Source organism: uncultured Shewanella sp. (genome assembly GCF_947501225.1).
Lineage (GTDB): Bacteria > Pseudomonadota > Gammaproteobacteria > Enterobacterales > Shewanellaceae > Shewanella.
The window spans coordinates 280,322-305,973 of record NZ_CANMUW010000004.1 but is presented as its reverse complement, the minus strand read 5'-3'; the positions used below and the strand labels follow the sequence as shown (position 1 = coordinate 305,973).

Annotated in this window: 23 protein-coding genes; 20 read left to right on the top strand and 3 right to left on the bottom strand. The window is 45.8% G+C overall.

The features are described 5' to 3' along the window. Positions 1-148: 148 nt before the first annotated feature. The 9 genes from Q1B47_RS08650 to Q1B47_RS08610 all read left to right on the top strand — a co-directional run bounded on the left by Q1B47_RS08650 (position 149) and on the right by Q1B47_RS08610 (position 12,876). A complete protein-coding gene (locus Q1B47_RS08650; RefSeq protein WP_299791741.1) occupies positions 149-1,336 on the top strand; it encodes a C45 family autoproteolytic acyltransferase/hydolase in 1,188 nt (395 codons plus the stop codon). 296 nt (positions 1,337-1,632) lie between these two features. After that, positions 1,633-2,427, top strand: a complete 795-nt coding sequence (locus tag Q1B47_RS08645) for a hypothetical protein (protein WP_299791738.1) — start codon at positions 1,633-1,635, stop codon at positions 2,425-2,427. 103 nt (positions 2,428-2,530) lie between these two features. Beyond that, positions 2,531-3,814, top strand: coding sequence for a serine hydrolase domain-containing protein (locus tag Q1B47_RS08640; RefSeq protein ID WP_299791735.1), 1,284 nt, complete (start codon positions 2,531-2,533; stop codon positions 3,812-3,814). A 427-nt stretch (positions 3,815-4,241) separates the two neighbouring features. Then, positions 4,242-4,919: a hypothetical protein gene (locus tag Q1B47_RS08635; RefSeq protein ID WP_299791732.1), complete on the top strand. Its 678-nt coding sequence runs from the start codon at positions 4,242-4,244 to the stop codon at positions 4,917-4,919. 131 nt (positions 4,920-5,050) lie between these two features. Further along, entirely contained in the window at positions 5,051-5,344 is a 294-nt protein-coding gene (locus tag Q1B47_RS08630) for a DUF333 domain-containing protein (RefSeq protein WP_299791729.1), read from the top strand. A gap of 42 nt (positions 5,345-5,386) precedes the next feature. Continuing rightward, complete coding sequence (locus tag Q1B47_RS08625; RefSeq protein WP_299791726.1) at positions 5,387-5,998, top strand: type II secretion system protein; 612 nt, start codon at positions 5,387-5,389, stop codon at positions 5,996-5,998. Between the two features lie 257 nt (positions 5,999-6,255). Further along, positions 6,256-10,662: a response regulator gene (locus Q1B47_RS08620; protein ID WP_299791723.1), complete on the top strand. Its 4,407-nt coding sequence runs from the start codon at positions 6,256-6,258 to the stop codon at positions 10,660-10,662. After that, on the top strand, positions 10,655-11,557 hold the full coding sequence (locus Q1B47_RS08615; protein WP_299791720.1) for a diguanylate cyclase: 903 nt from the start codon (positions 10,655-10,657) through the stop codon (positions 11,555-11,557). Before Q1B47_RS08620 ends, Q1B47_RS08615 begins: the two co-directional genes overlap by 8 nt. Before the next feature lie 98 nt (positions 11,558-11,655). Further along, positions 11,656-12,876, top strand: coding sequence for a response regulator (locus Q1B47_RS08610; protein ID WP_299791717.1), 1,221 nt, complete (start codon positions 11,656-11,658; stop codon positions 12,874-12,876). A 57-nt stretch (positions 12,877-12,933) separates the two neighbouring features. Here the strand turns inward: Q1B47_RS08610 and Q1B47_RS08605 are convergent, their stop codons facing one another. Both Q1B47_RS08605 and Q1B47_RS08600 read right to left on the bottom strand, forming a co-directional pair. Beyond that, positions 12,934-13,932: a lipid A deacylase LpxR family protein gene (locus tag Q1B47_RS08605; protein WP_299791714.1), complete on the bottom strand. Its 999-nt coding sequence runs from the start codon at positions 13,930-13,932 to the stop codon at positions 12,934-12,936. 137 nt (positions 13,933-14,069) lie between these two features. Beyond that, positions 14,070-14,258 carry a hypothetical protein gene (locus Q1B47_RS08600; RefSeq protein ID WP_299791711.1) on the bottom strand — a complete coding sequence of 63 codons (189 nt, stop codon included), beginning with the start codon at positions 14,256-14,258 and terminating at the stop codon, positions 14,070-14,072. A gap of 187 nt (positions 14,259-14,445) precedes the next feature. On the opposite strand from Q1B47_RS08600, the gene Q1B47_RS08595 reads away from it, so the two are divergent. After that, complete coding sequence (locus tag Q1B47_RS08595) at positions 14,446-14,835, top strand: DoxX family protein (RefSeq protein WP_299791708.1); 390 nt, start codon at positions 14,446-14,448, stop codon at positions 14,833-14,835. A gap of 145 nt (positions 14,836-14,980) precedes the next feature. Next, positions 14,981-15,508 (top strand): type II secretion system protein, encoded by a 528-nt coding sequence (locus tag Q1B47_RS08590; RefSeq protein ID WP_299791705.1) that lies wholly within the window; start codon positions 14,981-14,983, stop codon positions 15,506-15,508. Between the two features lie 86 nt (positions 15,509-15,594). Here the strand turns inward: Q1B47_RS08590 and Q1B47_RS08585 are convergent, their stop codons facing one another. Continuing rightward, positions 15,595-16,155, bottom strand: coding sequence for an NnrU family protein (locus Q1B47_RS08585; RefSeq protein WP_299791702.1), 561 nt, complete (start codon positions 16,153-16,155; stop codon positions 15,595-15,597). Between the two features lie 452 nt (positions 16,156-16,607). Here Q1B47_RS08585 and Q1B47_RS08580 point away from each other — a divergent pair, with 452 nt between their 5' ends. From Q1B47_RS08580 to csx16, 9 genes are all read left to right on the top strand, one after another. After that, positions 16,608-16,967, top strand: a complete 360-nt coding sequence (locus Q1B47_RS08580; protein WP_299791699.1) for a hypothetical protein — start codon at positions 16,608-16,610, stop codon at positions 16,965-16,967. 740 nt (positions 16,968-17,707) lie between these two features. Beyond that, entirely contained in the window at positions 17,708-17,878 is a 171-nt protein-coding gene (locus tag Q1B47_RS08575; RefSeq protein ID WP_299791696.1) for a hypothetical protein, read from the top strand. 137 nt (positions 17,879-18,015) lie between these two features. Next, positions 18,016-18,717, top strand: coding sequence for a hypothetical protein (locus Q1B47_RS08570; protein ID WP_299791693.1), 702 nt, complete (start codon positions 18,016-18,018; stop codon positions 18,715-18,717). A gap of 94 nt (positions 18,718-18,811) precedes the next feature. Then, positions 18,812-20,050 carry a DUF1887 family CARF protein gene (locus Q1B47_RS08565; RefSeq protein ID WP_299791690.1) on the top strand — a complete coding sequence of 413 codons (1,239 nt, stop codon included), beginning with the start codon at positions 18,812-18,814 and terminating at the stop codon, positions 20,048-20,050. Between the two features lie 440 nt (positions 20,051-20,490). Continuing rightward, entirely contained in the window at positions 20,491-21,534 is a 1,044-nt protein-coding gene (locus Q1B47_RS08560) for a hypothetical protein (protein WP_299791687.1), read from the top strand. Between the two features lie 149 nt (positions 21,535-21,683). Then, complete coding sequence (locus Q1B47_RS08555; protein WP_299791684.1) at positions 21,684-23,642, top strand: caspase family protein; 1,959 nt, start codon at positions 21,684-21,686, stop codon at positions 23,640-23,642. Positions 23,643-23,651: 9 nt separating this feature from the next. Further along, the gene (locus tag Q1B47_RS08550) at positions 23,652-24,674 is read left to right on the top strand and encodes a hypothetical protein (protein ID WP_299791681.1); all 1,023 of its coding nucleotides are present in this window, start codon (positions 23,652-23,654) and stop codon (positions 24,672-24,674) included. A 48-nt stretch (positions 24,675-24,722) separates the two neighbouring features. Beyond that, on the top strand, positions 24,723-25,343 hold the full coding sequence (locus Q1B47_RS08545) for a hypothetical protein (protein ID WP_299791678.1): 621 nt from the start codon (positions 24,723-24,725) through the stop codon (positions 25,341-25,343). After that, on the top strand, positions 25,340-25,639 hold the full coding sequence (gene csx16 / locus Q1B47_RS08540; protein ID WP_299791675.1) for a CRISPR-associated protein Csx16: 300 nt from the start codon (positions 25,340-25,342) through the stop codon (positions 25,637-25,639). The genes Q1B47_RS08545 and csx16 overlap by 4 nt, the downstream gene beginning before the upstream one ends. Positions 25,640-25,652 lie beyond the last annotated feature (13 nt).

Here is a 25,652-nt window from a genome sequence, read left to right as displayed (position 1 = left end):
CTCTTGTTACCTATCAAAGTTTCACTAAGACTCTGAATTTTTTGTAATGATGCTTAGTGTAGTTTGTAGGCATATTCTGACCCTGTTCCCAATTAATTCATAACGAGTTGGCCTCTTGATGAGTCAATCTAATTAAAGAGTAATACACATGAAAACATTGATATTTTCCACACTTGTATTAGCTACATCGTTCAGCGTTAATGCCGAATTGATCCAGCATTCTGATCAGATAGGGGAAATTAAGTTTACCGGCAGCACCTATGAGCTAGGTCAGCATGTAGGTGAAGTTGCTCATGAGCAGATAATGGCGGGGATACAGAGGTTCGATACGACTCTGGGGGTGATGTTACCTGGTTTATCCCTTTCAAAGCTGGAGCAGTCATTTACTGATAAGAAAGTCTTTTCCAAACTCAAAATGGTCTCTCCCGATGCGGCTCAATATATCGCCGGGTTGTCAGCCTCTCTCGATATCAGCCCTAATCGTATTTTAGCCGTCGGCATGTCCGATGAGGCTATCCTTGAGAGCCAGCGTAGTGGTGGCATGGGCTTCCTTCAGGCCGAAGGGCATCAGCCAGCCGCGCCAGCTAAGTGCACCTCATTTGCCGTTAAGGCGAAAGCGGGTAAAGCCTGGGCGGCTTCAAACTTCGACTATATGGGAATCAACTACGAAGGCTTGTTGATGCTTAACCATACCGATACAGACGGCGGGCATCGCATCATACAGACCTGGGCAGGCCTTATCCCCTATGGCGGCGTGAGTAAAGGAGGTCAGGTCTTCTTGATGAATACCATGGCCGACGAGGGTACAGCCAGACAGAATGCCAACGGTGAGATCCTGTCAGACAACGCGGTTCCCTCATATTACCTGAGCTGGGATGTGTATAACACTAAGACGACGGCCGAAGTGGTCAAGTTATTTAAAAAGTATCCTGAGTACACCGCATTCTTTACCTATGTAGTAGCCGGCGAAGATCAGGTACTTAATATTGAGAATAACTATGGTGGTCGCGTGAATTTTAGTTATGGCGACTGGCAGGCCCATGCTAACCATTCTCTATATCAGCCAAAACCTGAAATCGTGGACGCCAGTTTTGCGGCTAAATCTATAGCACGCCAGGATGCTGCCGAAAACTTTATGAAGCACGAGGCAAAAACAGCTTCAAAGGCAGATGTACAGAACTTTATGGGCCACTCGGTATTGTGGAAAGGGCGTGGTGAACTGATGGGAACGGTAACCTCAACCTTCTATGAGATAGATAACGGTAAGGTTACCCTCTATTTTCAAACCGATAGAGCGGGTGAAAATGAGAAAACGGTAGTGATGAGTAATAGCTAACTTTTCGGAAACGTTCACACTAATCATGCAAGCCCTGGATACGATTCCGGGGCTTTTTTATTGTCTGAACTCTTAGTTTTTTTCTTTGGCTGCTTAGTTATTTTAATTACATGCTTTTCATCTGTTTCATCTCTATCACACCAGCATTACTAATTCTCTTAATGATGTTTACCCAAGGCTAATCCTTAGAATATCTATTAAAGCAGAGTGTCGGAAAGTTAATTGTTTCAATCTCGTTTAGCCTTCCAGGCCCTCTCAGTCAACCATTTTAGTTTCTATGATTTTGAGGACCCATTATGAAGAAAACAGTTATCTCACTTGCTCTGGTTTTCGGTTTCTCCGGTGCGGCTCTTGCCGGCGATAAGCAACCGGATCCCTCTGACTTGACCGCCGTTAACTCATTCGCCTACGGCACAGTTGATAATGAAGGCAAGCTTAACGGCATGTTAGGTATTGCAGGTGCATTCTCTGAGGGGAATAACTATATCGGCCTGGTCGAGCATGCATCCGCCACCAAGAACAATGAATTCGGCAAGAAGGCGCAGAATTCGCGTCTGCGATATTTCCAGGTGCTGGACACTTCAAGTTCACTCCTGCCACAAGCGGGTTTCTCTGTCGACTATATGAAGGGGTGGAAGAGTGACGATAAGGATGTCAGCACGGATATCGTCGCCCTTGGTGCCATTGCAAAGTTAACTACGCCCTGGGATGCATTATCTATCTTCCCGAATGTCGCCTACGTGAAGGGAGAGGCCGGGCATCAGCAGGGCAAGGTCGATCTGAACGGGTATCAGCTTAACCTGTTTGGCTCCATCGCCCTTGACGACTTGGGTAAGTATCTCATCATTCAGCCTCAGTTTATGCATCTGGACGGTGAGCCAAGCTCCAATGGCAAAGGTGAGAAAATCTCAGCCGATATATTCAAGGTCAAAACCGGCTTCGGTATGCCGATTAGCGCCGATGGTAAATGGTGGACCGAGGTGAGCCATACCTATACCCGCACCGATGCCGGGATGAATATTATCGGCACACCTATGAGTGAAATTGACAATGACAACAAGTTCGAAATTGGGATCTCCTATTACTTTTAGCATGTTAATTAAGCAGGGGGACATTGGGTCGATTTTAACTTAATGCTTTTGAATTGACCCACTTGCTTGTCATTATTATTTTGAATATATCTTGGTGATATTTATGAATAAAACACTATTAGCTTTATCTTTGCTTGTATCATTTGGCACAACAGCAGCAGATTTTCAGGGACGAGATGCCTCTTTTTTAGAGAATGCAGCCCAGCATATGATCTCGGTTGAAAACTATGATTCAGGAGAGAATGCTGCATCTACCTTTCCACATGCCTATAAGTTCACCCATAGTTATCGCATCAGCCACGGCCTTCTGGGAAGTGGGCAGGATGTCTTGTCTCCTGAAATATTAAAAAGTGATAAGCAACTCGATTTCAGTAAGATTATGATCAGCGATATCGATGGTCAGATGGATCTCAATACTTTTCTGCGGGATCGCCTGAAAAACCATTCTATGGTCGTGGTCACTGGTGATCGTCTGTTGCACGAACATTATTGGAATAACATGGATGAACACTCAACTCATCTGATGATGTCGATAACAAAGTCATTTACCTCTATGGTAGCCGCGATTGCCGTTAGTGAGGGAAAACTGGATATGAGCAAACCTGTTACCCACTATCTGCCCGAGCTTAAAGGTACGGCATGGGAAACGGCAAGCGTACAGGAAGTTGCAGACATGAGAACTTCGGTGATCCAGGAGGTTTCCAAACATAAATCCTGGGATGACCGCATGACACTATCTCAGTCCTATAACGGTGATACTGCCGGTGATTACCCTCGTGGTGTGACTGATTACTTCCCTCTGGTGACTCAGTTAGAAACCGAGATGGGTAAAAAGTATACTTATCAATGTGTAAATACAGAAGTCTTAGGCAAGGTGGTTGAAGCAGCGACAGGAAAAATACTCGCAGACCTGATTGAGGATAATATTTGGAAGAAAGTGGGCTTAGAAAATGATGCCTATCTAATGTCTGATCATGTCGGTGGCGCGGTTGCTTCGGGTGGACTGAATGCCGCGACTAAGGATATGGCCCGTATAGGCAAGATGTTGATGAATGACGGTAAGAACTACCTGGGAGAGCAAGTGATCCCATCGGATTTTATCTCTGGCCTATTACAGGGCGATGATAATGTTCGCTCTGCATGGAAACTCAGTAAGGAGGCTTCCCTTGCCGATGGCTGGTATAAGGATCAATTTCGCTTATTGAATGTTGGTGGTTACTCGATATTGGCAATGGTAGGTATTCATGGGCAGGTTGTCGCTATGGATAAAGCCAGCGGCACTGTCATTGCTATGAATGGAGCCTATCCTATGACCGAGACACCGCGTATGGCCATTTCACTCTTTCATAAAGTCATTCCGGCGATTCTTGGAGCCGTTGAGCAATAACGCTTCAATTGTAATTCTCGTTTTAATAATCCTCTGCACTGAAAGTGCAGAGGATTTTCTTTTTATATCACTAAGGTTTGACAGGTCAGAGTAACCGAGCCACATAAAAACAGAACCTTAATAGTAACTCAGTGCCGACATCTTCATCTCCTCTGTAACTAGCTTGCAGGAATGTTCACCCTTTACTAACAATTAGGCGCTGGATTTCACCCTATGTGTCTCTAAGATTCATCAACTTTCTTAATGATGTTTGGTAAATCCTCCCTCTATATCATGACCTCATCGTAACGAACAGGGGGGAATGTTTCTCTTTGTTTGAAGCTAAATAACCTTAGTCACTCACCTATAGCCTGCTGTTTTAGCCTGGCTCACGAGGTGAACAACCCGGCATGAAGCCATCTTATTCAGAGAACCAGAGAGATTGATTATGAAAAAAGTACTATTAGCATGCGCCGTAACATCAATGCTTGCCCTTTCCGCTTCGGCAACGGCGAGTGAGTTTACCCTTAACCCAATGGTTGGTGCATCGAACAGCAAAGCCATGGGCACTAAGGCAGCCGTTGGCTTGGAAGCGGGTTATAGCGACTTTATTTTCGGTTATACCTACAGCGGTGGTGAGAAGGGTCAAAACATAGATACCAGCTTTGAAACCGATGTTATGCCTGGCGCACCGGATGTAGAGATGATTCAGGTGAACGGTAGCGAAAGAAATGATTTCAAGGCACATACTCTATATCTTGGCTACCAGTTCGATGTCGGCGCAGGACAGCTTGCACTTAAAGCCGGTGCCGAATTTTCGAAGCTGAAATCTGTGGGGAATTATGACCTGAATAATGCCACGCCGGGTCAGGACTATGTCGATCGCGCCGAGCTGGGGCTTAACGCTTCAAGCAGTACTGTAGTGAAGCCTATGATTGGTGTCGGTTACTACATGGATAATGGTCTGAACTTCAACCTGCACTACACCTTCCACAGCGGCGACCGTGATATGAAGGGAACGGGTTCGATTCTCGATGCCAGAGGTACAGATGCAGGAGCTGTATCTTACTCCGTAGCCGATAAAGATTTCAGCACTGTGATGTTTACCGTGGGCTACCGTTTCTAAGCCCTGACTCATATGTCGAGTGTTAAACGATAAACGTTATTTTTAAGCGTCCTTAGGGGCGCTTTTTAATTTTTTCAGATTGAAGCGAGTCGCTTCTTATCCAAATATCTAAAGTTATCCGGAGCTATTTTATGAAATATATGACCCCTGTTTTCTTTAGCAAGCTCTCATTCGAGAAGACGGTCGATGGTGTCGTTATCTGTGTCGGTCTGCTTATCATCTCCCTATCCCTCGCGGCATGCTCCCTTCACAAAGAGGCGGGTGTGGCAAGCATGAGTAACCCGGCCTCCGATTACTGTATTGCACAGGGGGGCGAGCTGGAGATCGTCAACGATGCCGATGGGCAGCACGGACTTTGTACGTTGCCTTCCGGTGAGGTTGTCGAGGAGTGGGCCCTCTATCGCCGGGATCATCAAGAGAAATAGACCTGTTCTACAGCGTTTCGACCACAGAGGTTTTTTCTAACAATGAGCAACGAAGCTGCAAAAGATGACATAGTGTTACGTCCATCAGTCAGGTCAACAACAGACTCAGGTTTTACCTTAGTGGAGCTCGTGATAGTGATCGTTATCCTGGGGATTTTATCGGTGGTCGCGGCGCCTAAGTTTATCAACTTAAAGAGCGATGCCCACCGCTCGGTATTACATGGCATGAAGTGGGCGGTTTCAAGCGCCAATCAGCTGGTCTACTCTAAGGCTTCGTTACAGGGAAAAGAGCATCAGGCGGTGGCCGATGTTCAGCTGGGAGCCGATATAGGCAGTGCAGTTTTGACCTACGGTCATATTCCCTCCGCTTTACCTATGGCGCTAAAAGGCAGCACAAGCAACCAAGATAGTGTTGATAGCGGCACAAAAGTATACGCAAGTATTACTCAGATTCTTGCATTAGATGCTGAGCACCTCAAGGATGAGTCCTCGGTCGTGACTCGTCAGTGGGGCATATTTATTCATGGTACCGACAGGTTTGTCAATTTTGTGCCCAGAGGATTTTCTGTCGATTCCGGGTGCCATTTGCAATATTCGGGGATAAATGCAGAGGGAGATGCGGTTATTTTTGAACTCATCGACTCAGGGTGTTGAGCTTCTTTATTTGTTGAAGGTTCCAACCTGGCTTGCCGTTTCCTCTTAAGGGCAAGCCTGTCACACAAGCTTCACTTGAGTGGTAATTCAATCTAACGTGTCAATGCCCCTATTCCCATCTTCTGCCTCCTCTCCCTTGTCTCTGTTCTATTTCCATTTTTCGTGAATTATTTCATCACCTCTACTAAGCTGAATTCAATCTTGTTTTCATTAAGAAAGTTATAAGAATAATCAAGAGTGATAGTTAAAAGGTGAATATGGACGAAAAGCCCAACATGAAAGATAGCCTCATTCAACGTAAGTATGGCTCTTTGAGTCTTAGTTTGATCTTGTGGTTTCTTATGCTCTCCCTACTTCCTCTGGCGGGCGTCTCCTGGTTTAGCTACGAGCAAGCTAAACAGAGCCTGCTAGAGGTGTCACAGAAGGAGCTGAGGCAGTCCTCTTTGCTGAGTACACAAGCCATTCAGAATTGGTTTCAATATCGCATGGTCGATTTGAGCGTAGAGTCGGTCTCTCCCAATAACTCACTTTTACTGCAGTCACTCATTGCCGGGTTGGACCGAAGTCAATTAAGTGCCGGTGAGTATGTAAAATCTGCCGATTGGGCATTGATAGTCGATACCTACCAGCATGAGCTTCTGACTAAGAGCCTGCAATATGACTATATCAGCGATCTGTATCTGATCGATAAACGGGGTGAGATTCTATATACAGTAGCCAAAGAGGAGGACCTGGGAAGAAATATCTTCAGTAGCGAGCTCTCTGACTCACTATTTGCAGCGGCTTTACGTCAAACCCTTGAATCCGGAGATGCCAGGTTTTCAGGCTTGGAGCGGTATCAATTTTCATCTGAGCCACTTGCGGGCTTCATCAGTACACGCCTCTTCGATGAGTTTGGAGAACCTATAGGTGCTTTCGTTATCCAGTTGAAATTTGAGAAAATATTAAACCTCCTTCGTTCGGCCATAGAGAGTGATAGCTCGTTATCACATTACCTTGTCGCCGAAGACGGCACATTGAGAACACCGATAAAAGATAACTGGAGTGAAGTGCTTCAAAGAAAAATTGATACTTTTCAATTTCAATTATGGCGTGACAAACACAGAGCTGATGATGGCAGTAGCCTGAATAGGAGTCTGGATGAAACGAGCATAAAAGAGTCGGCCTCAGAGTATATTGGCCCCGATGCTCAGGAGGTGATCGGCATCCATCAGGAGGTCAAATTAGCCAATGTGACCTGGCTACTTATCAGCGAGGTAGACAGGGATGAAGCTTTATCGGCAATCAATTGGTTAGGCAAGATAACCATGTTTTTAACTATGCTGACAGCATTAGTCGTGAGCATATCGGCTATCTATATAACCAGGAAGATCACCCATCCGATTAAGGTGTTAGCGGCTGCGAGTCTGAAGATGGCCTCCGGCAGCGAGGTCGACGAAATAAAGCTTGAGAGTCACGATGAAATTGGTCAGTTGACCGATGCGTTTAACTCTATGATGGTTTCGAAAAAGGCTCATGAACAGGCGCTGTACAAGGCTAACGAGCAGACTAAATTGGCTTTGGATAGCCTGGAGGGACAAAAATTTGCTCTCGATCAGCATTCCATTGTCGCGGTGACAGATCTTAAGGGCACAATTACCTATGCAAATAAGCGCTTCTCTGAGATCAGTGGTTATTCTTCACAGGAGTTGATAGGCAAAAATCATCGAATTCTCAATTCGGGTCACCACCCCCGTGGTTTTTTCAAGCAGATGTATGAAGTTATCTCAAATGGCGGTGTGTGGAACGCCGAGATCTGTAATCGTGCCAAAGATGGCTCTTTATATTGGGTAGATACTACAGTTGTGCCACTTAAAGACGCAGAGGGGCAGCCCCATAGCTATATCGCAATTCGTACCGATATCACCGAGCGTATGAATGCATCGATCAAGGCGACCGAAGCTCTCTCTTTGATGCACTCGGTACTCGAATCTACAGATAACGGCATACTGGTTACCAGTATTAAAGGCAAGGTTCTGCAGGTCAACGCTCGCTTCATGGAGTTGTGGAGAATAACTGATGATAGCCTGATTGGGAGCGATGACGCCGAACTTGCCCATCATGCCAGTTCTCAGCTTGTCGATTCTGAGTCATTTATAAAGGGGATTGAGCGGCTCTACAGGGAGCCGGAGCTGGAGCTGTTCGATACCCTGGAGTTTAAAGATGGCAGGGTGTTTGAACGTGTTTCACTCCCGATGCTCTCAAAGGGGGAGGTACTTGGCCGGGTTTGGAGCTTTCGCGATGTAACCGAAAGCATGAGGACTCGCAGTGAGTTGGTGCAGGCTAAGGAGGAGGCTGAGCTGGCTGTAAAAGCCAAGAGCGAGTTTTTAGCCAGTATGAGCCATGAGATACGAACCCCGATGAACGGTGTGCTGGGGATGCTGGGGTTGCTGCTCAATACAAAGTTATCAGATTTTCAGCGTCGCAGGGTGAGTATCGCTCAGTCCAGTGCTCAATCTTTGCTGACACTTATCAACGATATTCTCGATTATTCGAAGATAGATGCGGGTAAGCTCGAGCTGGAAAACTTAGATTTTAATCTAAGGGGGATGCTGGGGGAGTTTGCCGAAGGCATGGCCCATCAGGCTCAGGATAAAAATCTTGAGCTTATTCTCGATGTAAAAGGGGTCGAGCAGTCGATTGTCAATGGTGATCCCGGCCGTCTGCGGCAAGCACTGACCAACCTGACGGGTAATGCGATTAAGTTTACCACTGAGGGGGAGGTGGTAATTAAGGCCGAGCTTGTTCCCTGTGATGATGAGGCACTATGGTGTTTCAAATGTTCGGTTTCAGATACAGGGATCGGCATTGCCAAGGATAAAATTGATTCATTGTTTGACTCCTTCAGTCAGGTGGATGCCTCTACTACCCGGAAGTACGGAGGGACTGGCTTAGGGCTGGCTATTGTCGATAAGGTGTGCCGCCTGATGGGAGGCGGGGTTTCTGTTGAGAGTGAAGAGGGAAGAGGGAGCTGTTTTCGCTTCGAGGTGATGCTCAGACGGAGTGAAAACTCTCAGCTGGTGATCCCTAAGGTTGATATATCGGCACTAAACTTACTGGTTGTCGATGACAATGAAACTAACCGTGAGGTGATCCGGGGACAGCTCGAATATTGGGGGGCCAATGTGGTTGAAGCAAACAGCGGCCCGCAGGCACTTCAGGTTTGTGAAACCTATTTTGAAGACCCCGATAAGCAACTATTTGATGTCGCTTTTCTGGATATGCAGATGGCCGATATGGATGGGGCTCAACTAGGTCGATTAATGCAAGCCGATGCCAGATTCAAAGCCATTAAACTGGTGATGATGACCTCCATGTCACAAATTGGTGACGCTGGCTTCTTCGCAGAGCTCGGTTTCAGTGCTTACTTTCCTAAGCCCACAACGACATCCGATCTCTTCGATGCCTTAGCGATAGTTTCCGAAGGGGGGCTGGCTCTGCAAGAGGCGCAGCCTCTGGTGACACACCATTATCTTCAATCGTTTAGTCATGATAACGGGGAGGAGTCGCAATTATGGCCTGAAGACTCTCATATCCTTCTGGTCGAAGATAACTATGTTAATCAGCTGGTGGCCAAGGGGATTTTAGAAGATTTCAGTTTGTCGGCTGATGTTGCCGATAATGGAGTGTCGGCCTTGGAGCTGCTGAGTCAGGCCGATAGCAAGCCATACTCCCTTATTTTAATGGATTGTCAAATGCCGGAGCTCGATGGTTATGAGACAAGCAGGCGGATCAGGGCCGGGGCGGCGGGTGAGCAATATCTGGATATTCCTATCGTGGCGATGACAGCGAACGCCATGATGGGAGATAAGGAGAAATGCCTGGATGCCGGGATGAGTGATTACCTCTCTAAACCCATAGATTCAGATAAGTTGCGGCTAAAGTTAAATCAATGGCTTAAGTTGAATCGAGATGAAAACCTGGGGAATGAATCGACACCACTTTCTCCTCCCATTGAAGTAAAGAGTCCTATACTTGATGAGGAGTTACCGCAAGCGGGTGAAGTTGAGGTCTGGGATAGGCAGGGGTTGATGAAGCGTGCCATGGGGAAGGCGTCACTCTTTAACTCAATCCTTGTTCTGTTTATGGAAGATATTCCCGCCCGGATAGAAGCGCTCAAGTTGGCAGCTGAAGATGAAGATATCGAACAGATCAGGCTATCGGCTCATACAGTTAAAGGGGTTGCGGCCAATGTCGGGGCTGAGATGCTACGAAAAGAGGCCGAGAGAATTGAATCTGCAGCAAAAGTTTTTGATATCGATTCGGTTAAGCTCGATATGCCGGCCTTAATTCAGGCCTACAAGGAATTAAAGAGCTGTATTGAAGATTTTCTGGATAACTGCCCTTCTCAGTCACAGCAGGATAGTTATATGACCGGGGAGGAGTTAAGTCGTGTCCTGGAGGATATCGGTAATATGCTCGATGATGGAAGTTATATCGATGTGGATGATTTCTCCGCCCTGCAGTGTGCTACCAAAGATACAGTGGGGCAAAACCTGTGTGATCGGCTTTTAGGTCAACTGGCCGATTTTGAGCATTCAGAAGCAAAAGAGACATTAAGACAACTTACACAATTACAGCTAGACAGCAATTCGAAACCCGCCAAGGAGTTGGTTAATGACTGACCTGCCGACAATTTTAATAGTGGATGATTCACGAACCAACATTCAGCTGCTCGCCGGCTGTTTGAAAAAAGACTATCAACTGAAAATTGCGATGAATGGTCAACGTTGCCTCGAGCTGGCGCAGGCATCCCCACAGCCCGATCTTATCCTGCTTGATGTGGTTATGCCTGAAATGGATGGCTATGAGGTGTGTAAGAGGCTCAAGGCTAATCCCCTCACACAGCATATACCTATCATATTTGTCACGGGGAGAGACAGCGACGATGAGGAGGAGTATGGCTTGCAGCTTGGGGCGGTCGATTACATCACTAAGCCTATTCGTCCCGCTATCGTGACAGCAAGAGTTTATACCCAGATCATGTTGAAACAGAAGAGCGATGAATTACGTAATATGGCGCTTCATGATCAACTGACTCAGTTATATAACCGTCACTTTCTGCTCGAAGCCGCCAATCAAAAAATTGCCGAATCAGTGAGACATAACAATTCACTGTCGATATTGATGATGGACATAGATCATTTTAAGCAGGTCAATGATCAGTTTGGTCATCAGGCCGGAGATGGCGTGCTGCAGGCCGTAGCTCATGTTCTGGCGCAGAGTAATCGCAAGGGAGATGTAGTAGCCCGCTTCGGGGGAGAGGAGTTTGTTGCCATCTTTGAGCACTGCTCAATTGACAGTGCCGAGGCAAAGGCTGAAATGTTGCGGGATAAAATTGAGCAATTGATGCCAGTGGGGATCCACGTCACCGGCAGTTTCGGAGTGGCTGAACTCAGGCCCGATGAGGAGAACTTCGAACAGCTGTTGGCTCGGGCCGATGAAGCCGTATATCGTGCCAAAGAGATGGGAAGAAACAGAGTGGAGCGCGCAGCGATAGATTTAAGTTGTGGTGAATAGGCGTTGCTGACAAGTTTCAATGACACTCAATTTAGTGCTTTCTTATAAAGTTTAACAGACGAAAGCAGTTAAATATGATTTTACAGGGAGTTAGTGAGATGAAGAGGGTTTCTAATATCTTAGTCGTTGACGACACAGCTGTCAGTCGTATCTTGCTCAGGGGGATGCTGGAGGATAGGTACGAAGTTCGAGAGGCCGAAAACGGTGAAACCTGCCTGGCCATGGTAAAACAGGAGATTCCCGATCTGTTACTGCTCGATGTCGATATGCCCGGCTTAACCGGTTATGAGGTATGCGTGGCTCTGAGGAAGGAGCCTGCAACGGCCAATCTGCCCATAATTTTTGTTTCAGCCCTGGATACGGTAGAGGAACGCCTGGCCGGATTCGAAGCCGGAGCCGATGAATATATTGTAAAACCGGCCGAGCCTGAAGTGCTCAATGCAAAGGTTGAAGCCTGCATCGAGCGCCATATGGAGGTGTTTAATGCCGAGCAGTCGGCGTTAGAGGCGACCGAGATCGCCATGGAGGCCATGACCGTCAGTAGTGAGTTAGGGCAGGTGGTCAAGTTTATCAGGGATGTACAATCCATTGAAAAGGTTGAGGATGTGGGCCTTGCTATCATGGTAATTCTCAAGCGTTTTGGGATGCATGCGGCGGTGAGAGTCGATATCGGAACTGCAGAGTATATAGGTTGCGGCGAAGACAGTGTGGAAGCCAAGGTGCTCTCAAGATTTGTCGAGCATTCGGATCGAATTTTAAGTGTTGGGATCCGTACCGTTATCCGAGCACCTCATATTGTCTTGCTGATAAAAGATATGCCACTGGACGATGAGAAACGCTGCGGAAGGTTCAGGGATCATATCGCCGTATTGATGGACATTGCTGGTGCTCATCTGGCTAACCTAAAGACACGTGTGGAGATGGTTGAGCAGAGGCAGGCTATCTTTACTCAGGTCATCGCCGTTGCTGAGAAGCAGTTGCAGTTGACGGCCGAGCGTCTATTTGTACACGACAGAAATTCGCAGCAGATCATGCACAATATGGTCAACCAGTTGGAGGGGATGCTCTTTGGGTTAGGCCTGGAGGAGGATCAGGAGAAGCAATTGATGGCCCTTGCCGATCAAACGTCGTTGAAGCTGGAGGAGACACAGGGCGACACACAGATGGTGAGTGCAGAGCTTGGGGCGATACTCGAAAGTTTATACGATTTTTTCAATACCCTGAATGATAACGCGGACTCAAGCGGGCTTGTTGACCTTTCTTGTGGAAAAAGCGGGCAAGCACTTACCGGCACTCAGCCCCTTAATCGACCGATTTGAGTCTAACGGTGTAATCACAGCAATTACACTGTAGTGGGGGATAACTATAGTTAACGATTAAAACCGCCAGGTGACGATCAGCGTGCCGTAGCCATGCCAATTGTTGGGGTTACTCTGTTGCTCTCTTGTGTAGGCATTAAAGTTCCATGCAAGAGACCATGAGGGCTGAGTCCAGATGAAGCCTGTGGTGATCCCTGCCTGATTGTTTTCAACCTCAACGTGGGAGTCATAGGGAAGGGAGCCGTCTATTGTCTGGTCATTGAACCGATAGCCCAGGTAAGCGCGGGCGAAGAGCATCCAGCTCCCCGATTTAGTCGTGGCTGAGATGTTGCCAAGCTGGCCACTATGCAGGCTTAGGCGACCAAATGACTCCGCTAAGTTTGTCCCCCATCTGAGGGTTAACCCGAGATCGGTTTCACTGCGAAAATTACCGACTTGTGTATGGCTGAGCCCGCTAAGCTCCCATTGAGTCTGACCCATAAATGCATTATCAAATGCATTCTGGCGTACAATAAGTGCATCGATCTCATAGGCAAGCTGAAGGGTTAACTGGTTCTCAATCTGATGTTGCCAACCATTGGGGGTTGATGATGGTGTGATCTTATGGAACATTTTCTGTAGCTGTTCGGTAAGGGAAGCGGGCCCCAGTACCCCAATAGATAACCAGTTTTTCTGGGCCCATCTCTCTCCATAGGTTGCGGTGTGACTCTCGAGCGCTAAGTAACCGGCGTAGGGACGATCGTAGGGTTGCGGAGCCTCACTCTTGATATCACCCGGAGTCCACATCTGCTGTGTGAGTTTCACTCCCCAGGCTCGCTGTGCATCGTTCTGCTTGAAGCTCGCTAAACTTTGCCAACGGATCGGGAGGGCTTTGTCATTCAGGCTTTGCATAGGATCACTCTCCCAACCCAGGACTAAGCCATTGGTATAGTTACCGTCGTCCTTGAAGATAAAGTCATTGTCGACCTGTAGGTGCCATTGGCCCGCATCTACCCAGGGAGAGATGAGGAGGAGAAAGGAGGTACCGATAAAACACTTTGAAACTTGATAGTTCATATTCAGCTCCAATAAAGGACAGCAAGTAATATAAAACTTTCCTTGAGCATAAACAGATCCCTGAAAACTCTTCAATAGAATTGATGTGACGCTTTGTATTAGGCCAGGCCGATCACACTTCAGTATAGACTATCGCCTCAGCGGAGCAGCTGTCCGGACACAAGCCTGAAACCGTTAAGTGAGAAGGCATGAGCATAGAATTCAACTTTTTCAGCGTCTTGCATCAAGGCTGTCTGTTGCGTGCTGGCTTCACCGTTCACCTGAGCGAAAGAGACTCCCTGCTTACATCCTGATTCTGCAGTAGGCCAGGTCGTTAAGGTGCTCAAACGCTACCGGCGCCATAGTGAGAGATGAATAACAGGTCAGCCAATACACAGATGCGGTGCATAACAATATTCAAGTGGCGCTAACGGTTGTGAGTGAGGAGATCTGGCCAACACATTTGCACTGAATGTATTGTTTAGGTTATCAATATGGTAAGGCTGTCAGATAGTGGCTCTTGAGAGAAAGAATATGAATCATAAGCTTGTAACTGTGGGGCGGGTGATATTAGCGCTCTACTTCTTGCTGCCCGGCATAATGAAGTTTGTCAGCTGGGATATGCATGTTGCCTTAATGGAGAAGCACGGGATGAGCATGATCCCGCTACTTCTGGCTGCGGCGGCAATATTTGAGATCCTTGCCGCCATCGCGCTGCTGATTGATCGCTATACGGCGCTGGTATCGATACTGCTGGCACTGCTTGTGGTGGTGATAAATATCAGTTTGCACGATTTTTGGAACTTCAGCGGCGTAGAGGCTGCCCATGAGATGCAAAACTTCATTAAAAACCTCGGGATCTTTGCTGGGCTGCTTGTACTGGCGGGGCACTCGGGTGAAGAGTCGAAGGCAAAAAACAGATGATGGTGAATTTATCCGGCCTTGAGTAAGGTAAAGAGTAGAGCAAGAGCAGACTTTACTTTTCTCGTCATCTGTTTAGCTTGAACTCTCCCGTTATCATGTGCAAAATCTAGCCACCTGAAAATACTGGAATTTGTTGGTTACCTGGATGGACTCGAAGCGCTTCTCACCGGCACGGGGATTTACCCTCATTGAGCTGGTTGTTGTTATTGTGATCTTGGGGCTGCTGGCTGTGACGGCCTCCGCCAAATTTATCAGTCTGAGTGGCGATGCCAGGGATGCGGTGCTACAGCAGTTCAGCGCTTCAGTCATCGAAGCCAATAAGCAGATATATATCTTATCTAAACTTCCCGGTTATCGGGCCAAACCGGTATCCGGGCGCGGCGACCTTACCGATGTTGATGTGGATGGTGACGGGGTATTCGAAACCCGTCTGAAATGTGGTTATCTGGACAATACCGATGTCGCCAAGAGATTAAACTATAGCGACGATCGCATAGGCTTCGAGTATGAGGGGGTCGATAAGGTCTACTTTGGCTTCGGTCAAAGCGATATTAAGTCCGGGCAATGCTATTTCATGTACCAACAAGCCTACGGTACAATCAACCCCGCCAGCTGTAGCCAGGATGACCCAAAGGCCGCACCGGTTTATCAGATCGTGACTGATGGTTGTTAGAGCGTTCGATATGATTACATATCACTTCGACAGCCCCCCGAACTTAGGTCGTCGGATTCAAGCGATAAAAGGGCTGTAGCCCCCGTTTAACTGCCGATCACGGCGACACCAAACAGTGTCTGGTGGCCACGCAGCACCAAAGCATAGACCATCACTCCTACCACCACTGCGATAACATCGAACTTAGCCTTAGGTTGCCCCTTTGGTACTAAGCTCTCTCTGGGCTTTACCAGTAACATATCGGCCAAAGCATAGAGGAGGAAGCCACCGAAGAGAATGGCGGAGGCCAGATCGCCGTTTGCCAGCAGGTGAACCAGGGCCCATAAGCTGGTGGCTATCAGCATTGGGTGTTTGAGTTTGGCGCGGATATGTGTGTTGAGATAGGCGGAAATAAGCAGAATAAACACCAGTGGCATGATGGCGTGAGCCAATGGACGCGCGAACGTTTGTGGCTGCCAGAGCTGCTCTTTTGAGGTCATGCCAAAGCCGTTAACAATCAAGATAAATCCGATAACCGAAATGAGCGAAAACAGCGCCAGATAGGGAACTCTTCCCATTTTATCTATTAAGTTCTGTCTGAAGGATATCTGGCTGGGGAGTAGGTGGATGGCGATAAACAGCCCCATTCCAAGTATTAACTGTGTCATGCATATCTCCTTATATGGCTATCTGATAGTTTTAGCGCAGCCTCTGGCGTGCGGTCTTTATATCAATCTCGCAGAATAGCATCAGCTTGTCACTCTACCTCGGTATTTTTAGCTTTATATCGTAGGGGCTGCCGGATTTATGGGGGCGACAGAGTTACCGGGTACAGCTAGAGTGTATCGTGCAAGAGGAAGCTGATTTTTTTACAGAACAGCTTGGTTTAACGCGTATATTTATTTTAGAGCTCTATACTAAATTAAAATATATTCTGTATCTTTTTGAGAATGGAAGGTATCGAAGGGTAAGCAGTATTTCAGCTTAATCAAATATGCGGCTCTCCCGTTTATAGACAGTAGCGACGTCTTTTGTGTTAAGCGTGTGCGAGAAAGATAGCGTGCCACTCACATAAGATTAGTCACCAAATTACGCCTCTGGTTAACATGAAGCGATAGATATGAATACTGAAATCATCTGGTTTGTTATCACGCTAGTCTCTGTTCCGGCCGCTGGTATCCTTGGGTATTCGCTGCAGAGGAGAAAGATGAACCTTCTGCAGTTGGAGAATGAAAAGTTAAGAAGAGATAACCTCGCCCTGAAAGCGACAGGGGAGTCAAAGGCCGAGGAAAAAGCATCAGTCGATGAAATGGGGGAGGCTACAGGCAGAGCACAGGAGTCTATAGGAGAAGATGTCGAAGATTTTCTGCTGAAAATTGACTGGAGAGACAAACTATTTCAGCTATGCGCCTTCCTGTTTCTCTGTTATTTCATCTATGACATCTATAGGCTGGGAAGTTGGCTGTACTCTTTCATTTAGCTGGCTGGTTCACTCATGATTTGTTGATTGCTGCCAGATATTAACTGCAATTTCCCACACTCTATTGATGAGATAAAAAAAGGCCAACCCGTTAAGGTTGGCCTTTTTTCTGAATTGGTGGAGGCGGCGGGGCTCGAACCTAATGGCTTTCTTGTTGTTATTAAACGCTCTGTCATGGATGAAAAATTAAAGTGTTACCATCAGTGTTACCTTGTCTCAGGGTTCAACTTTAACATTGTATTTTATGTTGTGCTCAAAAGGCTCTTTGTACAGCAAGCATTGGTAGCTCTTAAGTATGGCATAGAGACGACCAATGTGGACACAAATCAAATCATAATCCCACCTAAATCGGGCTGACCTCAGTACTACCTCAATATAGCTCTCCAACCCAATATCATTTTGCCGTGCTCTAATCAAATTTGCTTGTGTCGAGTTTCATAATAAAAGCGAAGTTTGAGTTTTCGGTAAATCGGCAAAATTGAATGCGGAGTTCACTCTATAGCAAGTTTGTCATATGCATTGAGCAGTGGTTAAGCGTTTATGCTGTTATCAGCTGAGAGGGAGTGACTGTCTGGTCGTCGAAATCGCAGATTAAAGCTTAATGGGAGTTAATGAAATAATTGAATGAATTTTAGAATTAGTCTTTAGCTCCCTTTTATATATGGCTTAGCTCTGTGTGAATTTTTGATGTAAGTGGGCTTTATTTGTGGCTTGTCTGTTTTTTGTATGGAGGAGGTAAAATGAAGCTGATTACTTATACTGCAATTTTTTTGTTAGCTGTTTTATTTTGCATGTCAGAATCAGGGCAAATTTTTATGACCTGGATCGAACCATACGCTTCTTGGCATAAGTTATCTAAAACCTTGGAGGTGTTACTCGGTAGGCTTGATTATTTTCTTGCTGCTATGTGAATTCCCATCCTCAAATATTTATTAATTATGCAGGTATTAGCCTATCGGGATTGAATATGTTTGTTAGTTACGTCGGCTATTTATCATTGGTTAGTGATTTTTATTATTACCTTTTATTTGTTCACAGGAGAGCTGTTATGAATTTTTTTACCACCTTGTTCAGCAAGCTTAAAGGGAATAATGTTGCTGTCTTAAATGATCAGCCTAATGACTCGAAGAGTAGAGGTATAAAAGACTCCTCCGGCTTAGTTTCAACCATGCCTGAGAGTGACGCTACATCAAGTGCTGCTACCATTCCTCAAATTGCTCAATCCCAAGTAATGGCATGTCAGCAAGCCGAACCGATAGAACCTGTTGGCTATAAGGATGGTGTTCGCTATATGGGAGAACAAGCAGCGGTAGCGCAACCTTCGTTGTTGGATGGTCTAGGTTTACAGCAACAGTTTACGGAACAGGATATTATCAAATTGAATGCGGATCTGTTGAATGTGACTCAGCACTGGTTTGAGCAGATGGTGTATCAGGCATTTTCAGCTAAAGGGTTGAACCTCTGGTTTGATACAAATGGTAGAGCATTTTGGTGCAACGGAGGTGAAAAAGTCGCATTGATATTAGATCACAACCCTGAATCATTATATAGCTGCTTCGTTGAGCCTTTTGGCGTGAAAGCGTTGTTGAATGAGTTGAAGGGCATTGCAAACCCTTGTAATCGTTTTTTGGTGATATCTTCCGGTAAGATTAATCAACCAGCAAACCGTTTTATTCGTCAGTTTGGTGGTAGTTACTTAGATGGGAAAAATATCGCTTTACTCTTAAGGTGGAATAATATTTTGAGATAAAGTCGATCTGGCTTCGTAAATGACCAGAATGGACTTGAAATTTTTTCCCGTTCGCATAGCTTAGTAGCTTAATAAAAAAGCATTGGATGCGAAAATGACCTTTCCTACGATACATATCAATTTAGTTTCTGCGCAACTTTCTGCGAATCTGATCCCAACATTGTCTGATCCCTGTATCGAAGGTGTGGTGCTGGTCACGGGTGATGACAAGATGGTCAACTCTGAAAGACGATTAATTGACATCTATAAGCGCAAAGGTGTTGAAATTTTAGGTATTACTTTTCAGTGTGGCCACACATCTTATTATCCTAAGATTAAGAATTCAGCTAATCGGTTACTTGATATTTTATTAACGAAGTACCCTGAGCATCGAATAATATTAAATGCTACCGGTGGCACCAAAATGATGTCTCAAGCATTTTGCGATGCTTTTCGCCATAGTGATAACGTAGAGGTCATCTATCTGGATACTGCCTCTGGCTGGATTGTTTACCCTTATCAACCAGAACGTAGCTGCCAAGTAGAAAGCGTCATAGATATTGAAACTTACTTATTAGCCCATAATTTTAGAATGACAGGTGGCAGTATCAATGATGCTGATACGCTTCAGCTAATTGTAGATCGTCGTCACCATACCGAGTTTTTGGCCAAAACATTGACCAATGCACAAACGATAATGGCGGCAGTGAACTGGTTCGCTAATAGTGCGTTAAATAATCAAGCGGTGCCACTTACTGCCAAGATTAATGATTACTTATATAGTAAACAACTTCTATTTATCGAGCAGTTGGAAAAACGCGGTGTATTAACCCGTGATGGGCGAAAAGTAACGTTCATAAATGAAGATGCTGCCAGGTATCTTTGTGGTGGCTGGATGGAAGAGCTTGCTTACTTGGCAGCTGTTGATGCCGGTGCCGATTTTGTTGGGATTAACGTTGAGGGCAAATGGCTTAAGGCTGGCAGCATCAATAGTACCAACAGCAAGAATGAGCTTGATCTGTTAATTGTTCATAATAATCAGATGATGCTGGTTGAGTGTAAAACTCAGAGGTTTAGATATAAGGAAAAGGATAACCTTAGTGAGCAAGATAAAATGAAAGCTCAAAAAGGCAAGGAAATTTCAAATAAATTAGATTCATTGGGGAAAAACGTTGCCGGACTATATTCGAAAGTGATTTTTGTATCGGCCGGTGATGTAAGCCATACCATGGCGGATAGAATGAAAGCTTATAATATTACCTGTTTTGAAGGTAAGAATATTTTTAAGTTTAAGGATTATGTTGAGAGTTGGATGGAGTCAACTAAGCCTGATGCTGCGCTTCCGGATGTATGATTTTTCGAATTCTATCGCGACTGTATAGAACCTGATAATAAGTAGTTAAAAAGACCCGAGAGGGTCTTTTTTTTTAGCTATACGTTTACATACCGAGTAATAGTCTTTGACGTAATAGTTTTGTCACCCCGACGAATAGCCCTTAAGTACTAGGCTTGCTCCTACTATTTAGACATGAAATCGCCTCTCTCTTTTACCCAAAATAATATCGCAAGTTTGTGATTTAACCAAGTGTTGCAATGTCTGGTTATTATTATCTCAACAACTCGCAAAAGTGTAGTTATTAGTAAATTTCCACCTTAGGGGGAGTATTAAAATAGATGCTTTAGATAACAACTCTAGTGCCATCAGACAAGTTTGCTAGAAATCTAAATCATGAAATTTAGGGCACACTGAACTTATTAAAGAACAACATTCTTTTAATTGATTGGAGAGTCATCATGAGTAAATTAATCGCGTTCGGTTTAGCTACATCTGTATTGGCAACATCTTCAGTGGCTCTCAATGCAAACGCATCAACTGCCTATCTATTTGGTGGTCGAAGCATCGGCATGGGCGGAGCGGACGTTGCTCAAGCTGACGACTCTACCGCTATTTTAAAGAACCCGGCAGGAATGGGAATGCATGCCTTGGGGCAAAGTGAAGGCGAGCCGGCTGGTGGGGATATCTCTTTGACCTATGGATCTGTATTGCAACCCCAGGATGGTCAGTGGAACGTTGATAGCAACCAAATCACTTTTATCGGGGGAATGTATGGCGGAATGGGGGCGGCATATGGATGTGATATGGCTCATATGCAAACAACTGAAGGCAGTAGCTATAAAGTCTGCACGTTTAGTGCAGGTTATGGGTTACTGCTGAGTGACTGGATTTCGATAGGTGGCTCCCTAGGGTTTCCCTCTGCCAACAATGGTGATGGTCATCAACAGACTAGCTCCAAGTCTATCGATGGGACGTTAGGTGTCATCTTAGTGCCATTGAACCAGGAGGCTGAGCTCACATCATTAGAGGCATCTACATATTACACCCTAAGACTTGGCGCTGCTTATAGTACCGAGGCTGATGATAAGCTAGAAAGTGGGGAGTTAGTAGCGCTGAGGCCTGAGCGATTTGGAGTCGGAGCCCATTTTTCAGGCGCTGTGGCGACCAGCGCAGGTATTGATTGGAGGTTTACTCTCAATGGTGAATATGAGCGATTGAGCTACCTGCCTAGCTGGGGAGCCCCTTCCGGTGAGGTCGATATTGTCAAGTTTGGAGGTGAATGGAAGTTGGTCAGCTTATTTGGCTCAGGTGTCGATGTCGCCTTTCGCTATGGTGAGAATCACTACCTCTCTTTTGGTGCGGGTGATAAGCCAGAGAGGGAGCAGTTTTACGGGATTGGCCTGCTTGGAAAGCACCATGGGTTAGATTTTTCGGCTAACGAGTTGCAAAACGTGCACATGAAAGGCTGGGGGTATACGGCGACATATAGCTTCTATTGGTAACACGGGAGTGCGCAGGTTATCGCTTATGAGCTTTAGTCTGCGCATCCACTCTTCGATAAAGGTCATCATATAGTGTGTTGAGAAAACGCAGTTTATGTGGTGTCCAGAGACCTTATCAATAATCAACACTCTGTCTAACCTCTTTCATTTTGCGAGCTAAGGATACTGTTATGCGAGTAATATCATTTTTTATCGTTATCTCATGTTTTTTCATTTCGGCGTGTGGTAGTAAGCCTGACGATCTGACTCGAGCTAATAGTGCTTATCAGTTATATCTCAAGGGGCAAAAAGCCTTTAATGAACAACGCTTTCTAGCAGCAAAATTATATGTTGATAATGCTGTAAAATTATCTGCTGAAGAGGGAGTGGTCCTCATTAAGCGAGATTTTCGCCCTTCATTTGAAGGCTCTGGTCGTGCAGAGGAGAAGGTTGTTCATGTGTACGAGACGCGTGAAGCTTACTATCCAAAACAGTTGCTCGCTAAAATAGATACCGCGATGGAAGAGGCTCGAACTGAAACTGAACGTGTGGGTAAGCAGCAAAACCCACCTAAATTAGTAGTAACGATGAGCCTTATAGATAGCGACCAAGATGGTACCTTATCTGCGGGGGAGCAGGGCTATATCAAAGTAAAGACCAGTAACCATGGCGATAGCTATGCGCATATGGTCAGTCTCAAGCTATCTTCAAAAAACAAGGCGCTGGAGTTTGAAACTGATCAACATGTATTTGACCGAATAGCGCCTAAAAAAAGCCAGCAATTTACCTTTAAAGTGAGCTTGGATAAGGATTTCGATGCAAATAGCCTGGTTATCAATGCTGCTGCCGAAGAATTGGATGGGTTTGGTAGCGATTTGGTCGCCACCCCTTTTAAGGCTGAACCCTATTATGAGCCGTTATTAGAGGTTAAGCCTGTAAAGGGGAACATCGCAATACCCGCCGGGCTGGAGGCTCAAATAGTATATAGAGTGACTAATAGAGGCAAAGGTACGGCAAGAAACCTGCAGTTCTCAATAGACAAATCTGCCCAGTCAAAAGCTGTTGCCAAGTTAGTGGATATGGCACCGATTAAACACCTTAAATTTGGCGAGTATGTTGACATCTATGTCACGGTTAAGGCTGGCTCAGAGATGCTAGTAGGGCAGGACTTGGGCCTCTCATTAGAAACAGATGAGCTCAATATAGGTAATCGAAAACTGCCACTGTTTGCTGTCGTCAACGAGCCTGCAACCTATAGACAAAATGTTACCAATGGTGGTTCACAACGTGTCAAATACATGGCTACAGATATTTTGCAGCCTGCCAAATCAAAGAGTCAGAATCCCCACCACTATGCAGTGCTTATTGGCAATCAAAGCTACAAGGATAGTCAAATTAATATGGCTGTTTACGCCCGTGATGATGTACAGGCGATGAAAACTGTATTGATAAAATCGATGGGAATACCCGAAGAGAATATCATTATCGTATATGATTTAACATTGGGTGGGTTTAACGCTTTATTAGGCACGTCAACCAGTTCAGGGCGACTGCATGAACGTTTACTTAGCCATCAGCAAAAGTACGGTGTTAAGCCTGAACTCACATTCTTCTACAGCGGCCATGGGGCTCCCGCGAGTAATAATCGTTGGAGCTCTTACCTGGTCACAGCCGATGCACAAATATCCGCATTAAATGAAACAGCAGTGTCGGTCGAAACGCTATATGAGCGGCTGGCTCGCCTGCCAACCTCTAAGCAATCCTTGTATTTAGAGGCTTGCTTTAGTGGAAGATCATCAGCGGGTACCTTTTTTGGCAATGTCTCGCCTATAACCATTAAAACTCAGTCACTACCTAAGTCCGCTAATGGAATCGATGTATATAGTGCTGCGCAGCAGGATCAGGTCGCCAATTGGCTGCCTGCTGCTGAATTGAGTGCATTTACCTACTCTTTAACGCAGGGACTATCAGGTAAGGCTGATGCTAATGGTGATAAGGCGCTGACCAGCTGGGAGTTGCGAAGTTATGTTAAATCAGAAACCCGAAGTGTGGTGAGCAAAATGGACGGTCACACGCAACGGCCGGATGTGACATTGCATTCAAACCGAGTATTGACCACATACAGATAGGAGCGCGACATGAAGAATGCATTGATATTGACTTTAATCATGTTATCAAATGTAGCCGCTGCAGATTGCATTAGTCTACCAGAGCCTGAAGAAAATATTTTTTATGGCTTGGGCCGGGGAGCAACAGAGGCTGTGGCACACGATGAGGCACGAAATGCCATTGTAAAGCAGATGAAAGTAGACGTTACCTATTATGGTCATTACGACGAGCAGATAGATGGCGATATTCATCAGCGCTACCAGACTCAGCGAAGCCAGGAAAATATCAATGTGCAGTTATCTGATGCAAAGCTTATCAAGCTGGTTAGTTGCGGCAAACTGTTTGAGGCTTTGGTTAAAGTTGACAGGCGAAGCTTAAAAAGCCGTATTGCCGCTCGTGATATCCAAGCCAGTATGCTCAGAGGAAGCGATGCGCTCATCGGTAGTGACATGATTCGCAATCTGATTGTTTATCAGGAAAATGAGAGTGCAATATCGACATCACTGATTTTTGATAACGGCAGCTGGATGCTCACACTTGGACAAGAGAGCATCAGGGTAACCGACAGTGAGGCTGGTAGGTTACTCAATTGGCATGCTGTTAATATTGAAACACCGGATCGGTTAACGGTAAAAATTGCCAGTAAGAGTCTGCAATCAATTCACTTGCAACCAAGTTCGACACGGTTACACCTCAATGCCGGTGATGAATTGCAGTACTCCTGGATAAGTCCTCATGTCGGCTACTTTACGCTGGTGACAATCACGCCAGATAACAAGGCCTATCCGGTCGTTATAAATAAAGCGCTAAATCAAGCTCAGGTGTATTCATTTAAGGGCGAAGCGCAACTGCTATTTATAGGCCAACCCTCAATAGAATACATGTTCGCGCTGTTTTCACCACAGCCACTGATATTCCCAAAGTTGACCGAACAGGATAATCATGACGCCGTTGAGCGCAATCAATGGACCTCAGTAATGTTGCAGTACTTAGAGAGTTCAGTTTTAACAAGTTTGTCATTCCGCCAATTAAATATCAGTCCGATAAGATAAAACCAATGAAGAGAAGCAAGATCCTATTACTTTTTAAGGAGCATTATCATGACTAGACTTTTTGCTAAATCCATCATCGCTGGTTGCTTAGTTATCCTGTTTTCTGGCTGTGCTTCAAGGGAGGATGTTCTTGAGCTGGTTGATGAATGTCGTTTTCCGACAACGGGTAAAGAAGCCCCTTCGTGGATATGTCCTCCCCATGTCGATCACCTGCCTAACATCGAGTGGGCCGTGGGGGCTGCTAATCCATCCGTTGCGTCTTACGGCTTTAGAGAGAGAGTGGCTGTCCACAATGCAAGCTTAAAGTTACTCGCTCAGATGAGAATACAGCTCAGCGCCCAACTGACCCGAGATGAGTCGCTTCAGGAGGAGGATAAACTCGAGTTATCGAAGCGCCTGGATAAACAGCTCTCTATCGAGTTCAGTAATGGAGCAATTTCAGGTATTAAGCTTAACCGGGCGCTACAGGATGATGCCGGGCATCTCTGGGCGCTAGTTGGCATATCCAGCGGCGACTTCACTTTGGCGAAAGAGAAAATTTTGCAGCAGGTCTACCAGATGCCTGAAATGCCTGGGTTTGGACATGTTAAACCTGGTCTCGCACCTGAACCGGAACAGGAGCGTAATAGTGAACTTAATCAACCGTCGATCCCAAAGGCAGTGCGATGAGTCGTTGGTTTATTACTCGGCATCTGGGCGCCCTCGAGTGGGCGCAAAGTCAGGGCTTTGTTTTTGATAAGCAGCAAGGCCACTTGCATGATGTGCGATGTATACAGCCTGGGGATTGTGTTTTTGGCTCTTTACCATTCAATCTGGCGTTTGCAGTACAAGAGCGCGGGGCTGATTACTTTCACTTAAGTATTGAGGTCCCAGAAAGGCTGCGGGGACAGGAGCTCACTGCAGCGATGATGAGTAAATATAACGCGAAATTCGAGCAATTTATTATTACCCGGGTCAAGTATTAGCTTGATAGTAAGC

Excerpts from the sequence above, each read along its gene's own strand:
- Q1B47_RS08650 (WP_299791741.1), top strand. The coding sequence starts at position 149 with ATGAAAACATTGATATTTTCCACACTTGTATTAGCTACATCGTTCAGC.
- Q1B47_RS08645 (WP_299791738.1), top strand. The coding sequence starts at position 1,633 with ATGAAGAAAACAGTTATCTCACTTGCTCTGGTTTTCGGTTTCTCCGGT.
- Q1B47_RS08640 (WP_299791735.1), top strand. The coding sequence starts at position 2,531 with ATGAATAAAACACTATTAGCTTTATCTTTGCTTGTATCATTTGGCACA.
- Q1B47_RS08635 (WP_299791732.1), top strand. The coding sequence starts at position 4,242 with ATGAAAAAAGTACTATTAGCATGCGCCGTAACATCAATGCTTGCCCTT.
- Q1B47_RS08630 (WP_299791729.1), top strand. The coding sequence starts at position 5,051 with ATGAAATATATGACCCCTGTTTTCTTTAGCAAGCTCTCATTCGAGAAG.
- Q1B47_RS08625 (WP_299791726.1), top strand. The coding sequence starts at position 5,387 with ATGAGCAACGAAGCTGCAAAAGATGACATAGTGTTACGTCCATCAGTC.
- Q1B47_RS08620 (WP_299791723.1), top strand. The coding sequence starts at position 6,256 with ATGGACGAAAAGCCCAACATGAAAGATAGCCTCATTCAACGTAAGTAT.
- Q1B47_RS08615 (WP_299791720.1), top strand. The coding sequence starts at position 10,655 with ATGACTGACCTGCCGACAATTTTAATAGTGGATGATTCACGAACCAAC.
- Q1B47_RS08610 (WP_299791717.1), top strand. The coding sequence starts at position 11,656 with ATGAAGAGGGTTTCTAATATCTTAGTCGTTGACGACACAGCTGTCAGT.
- Q1B47_RS08605 (WP_299791714.1), bottom strand. The coding sequence starts at position 13,932 with ATGAACTATCAAGTTTCAAAGTGTTTTATCGGTACCTCCTTTCTCCTC.
- Q1B47_RS08595 (WP_299791708.1), top strand. The coding sequence starts at position 14,446 with ATGAATCATAAGCTTGTAACTGTGGGGCGGGTGATATTAGCGCTCTAC.
- Q1B47_RS08590 (WP_299791705.1), top strand. The coding sequence starts at position 14,981 with ATGGACTCGAAGCGCTTCTCACCGGCACGGGGATTTACCCTCATTGAG.
- Q1B47_RS08585 (WP_299791702.1), bottom strand. The coding sequence starts at position 16,155 with ATGACACAGTTAATACTTGGAATGGGGCTGTTTATCGCCATCCACCTA.
- Q1B47_RS08580 (WP_299791699.1), top strand. The coding sequence starts at position 16,608 with ATGAATACTGAAATCATCTGGTTTGTTATCACGCTAGTCTCTGTTCCG.
- Q1B47_RS08575 (WP_299791696.1), top strand. The coding sequence starts at position 17,708 with ATGAAGCTGATTACTTATACTGCAATTTTTTTGTTAGCTGTTTTATTT.
- Q1B47_RS08570 (WP_299791693.1), top strand. The coding sequence starts at position 18,016 with ATGAATTTTTTTACCACCTTGTTCAGCAAGCTTAAAGGGAATAATGTT.
- Q1B47_RS08565 (WP_299791690.1), top strand. The coding sequence starts at position 18,812 with ATGACCTTTCCTACGATACATATCAATTTAGTTTCTGCGCAACTTTCT.
- Q1B47_RS08560 (WP_299791687.1), top strand. The coding sequence starts at position 20,491 with ATGAGTAAATTAATCGCGTTCGGTTTAGCTACATCTGTATTGGCAACA.
- Q1B47_RS08550 (WP_299791681.1), top strand. The coding sequence starts at position 23,652 with ATGAAGAATGCATTGATATTGACTTTAATCATGTTATCAAATGTAGCC.
- Q1B47_RS08545 (WP_299791678.1), top strand. The coding sequence starts at position 24,723 with ATGACTAGACTTTTTGCTAAATCCATCATCGCTGGTTGCTTAGTTATC.
- csx16 (WP_299791675.1), top strand. The coding sequence starts at position 25,340 with ATGAGTCGTTGGTTTATTACTCGGCATCTGGGCGCCCTCGAGTGGGCG.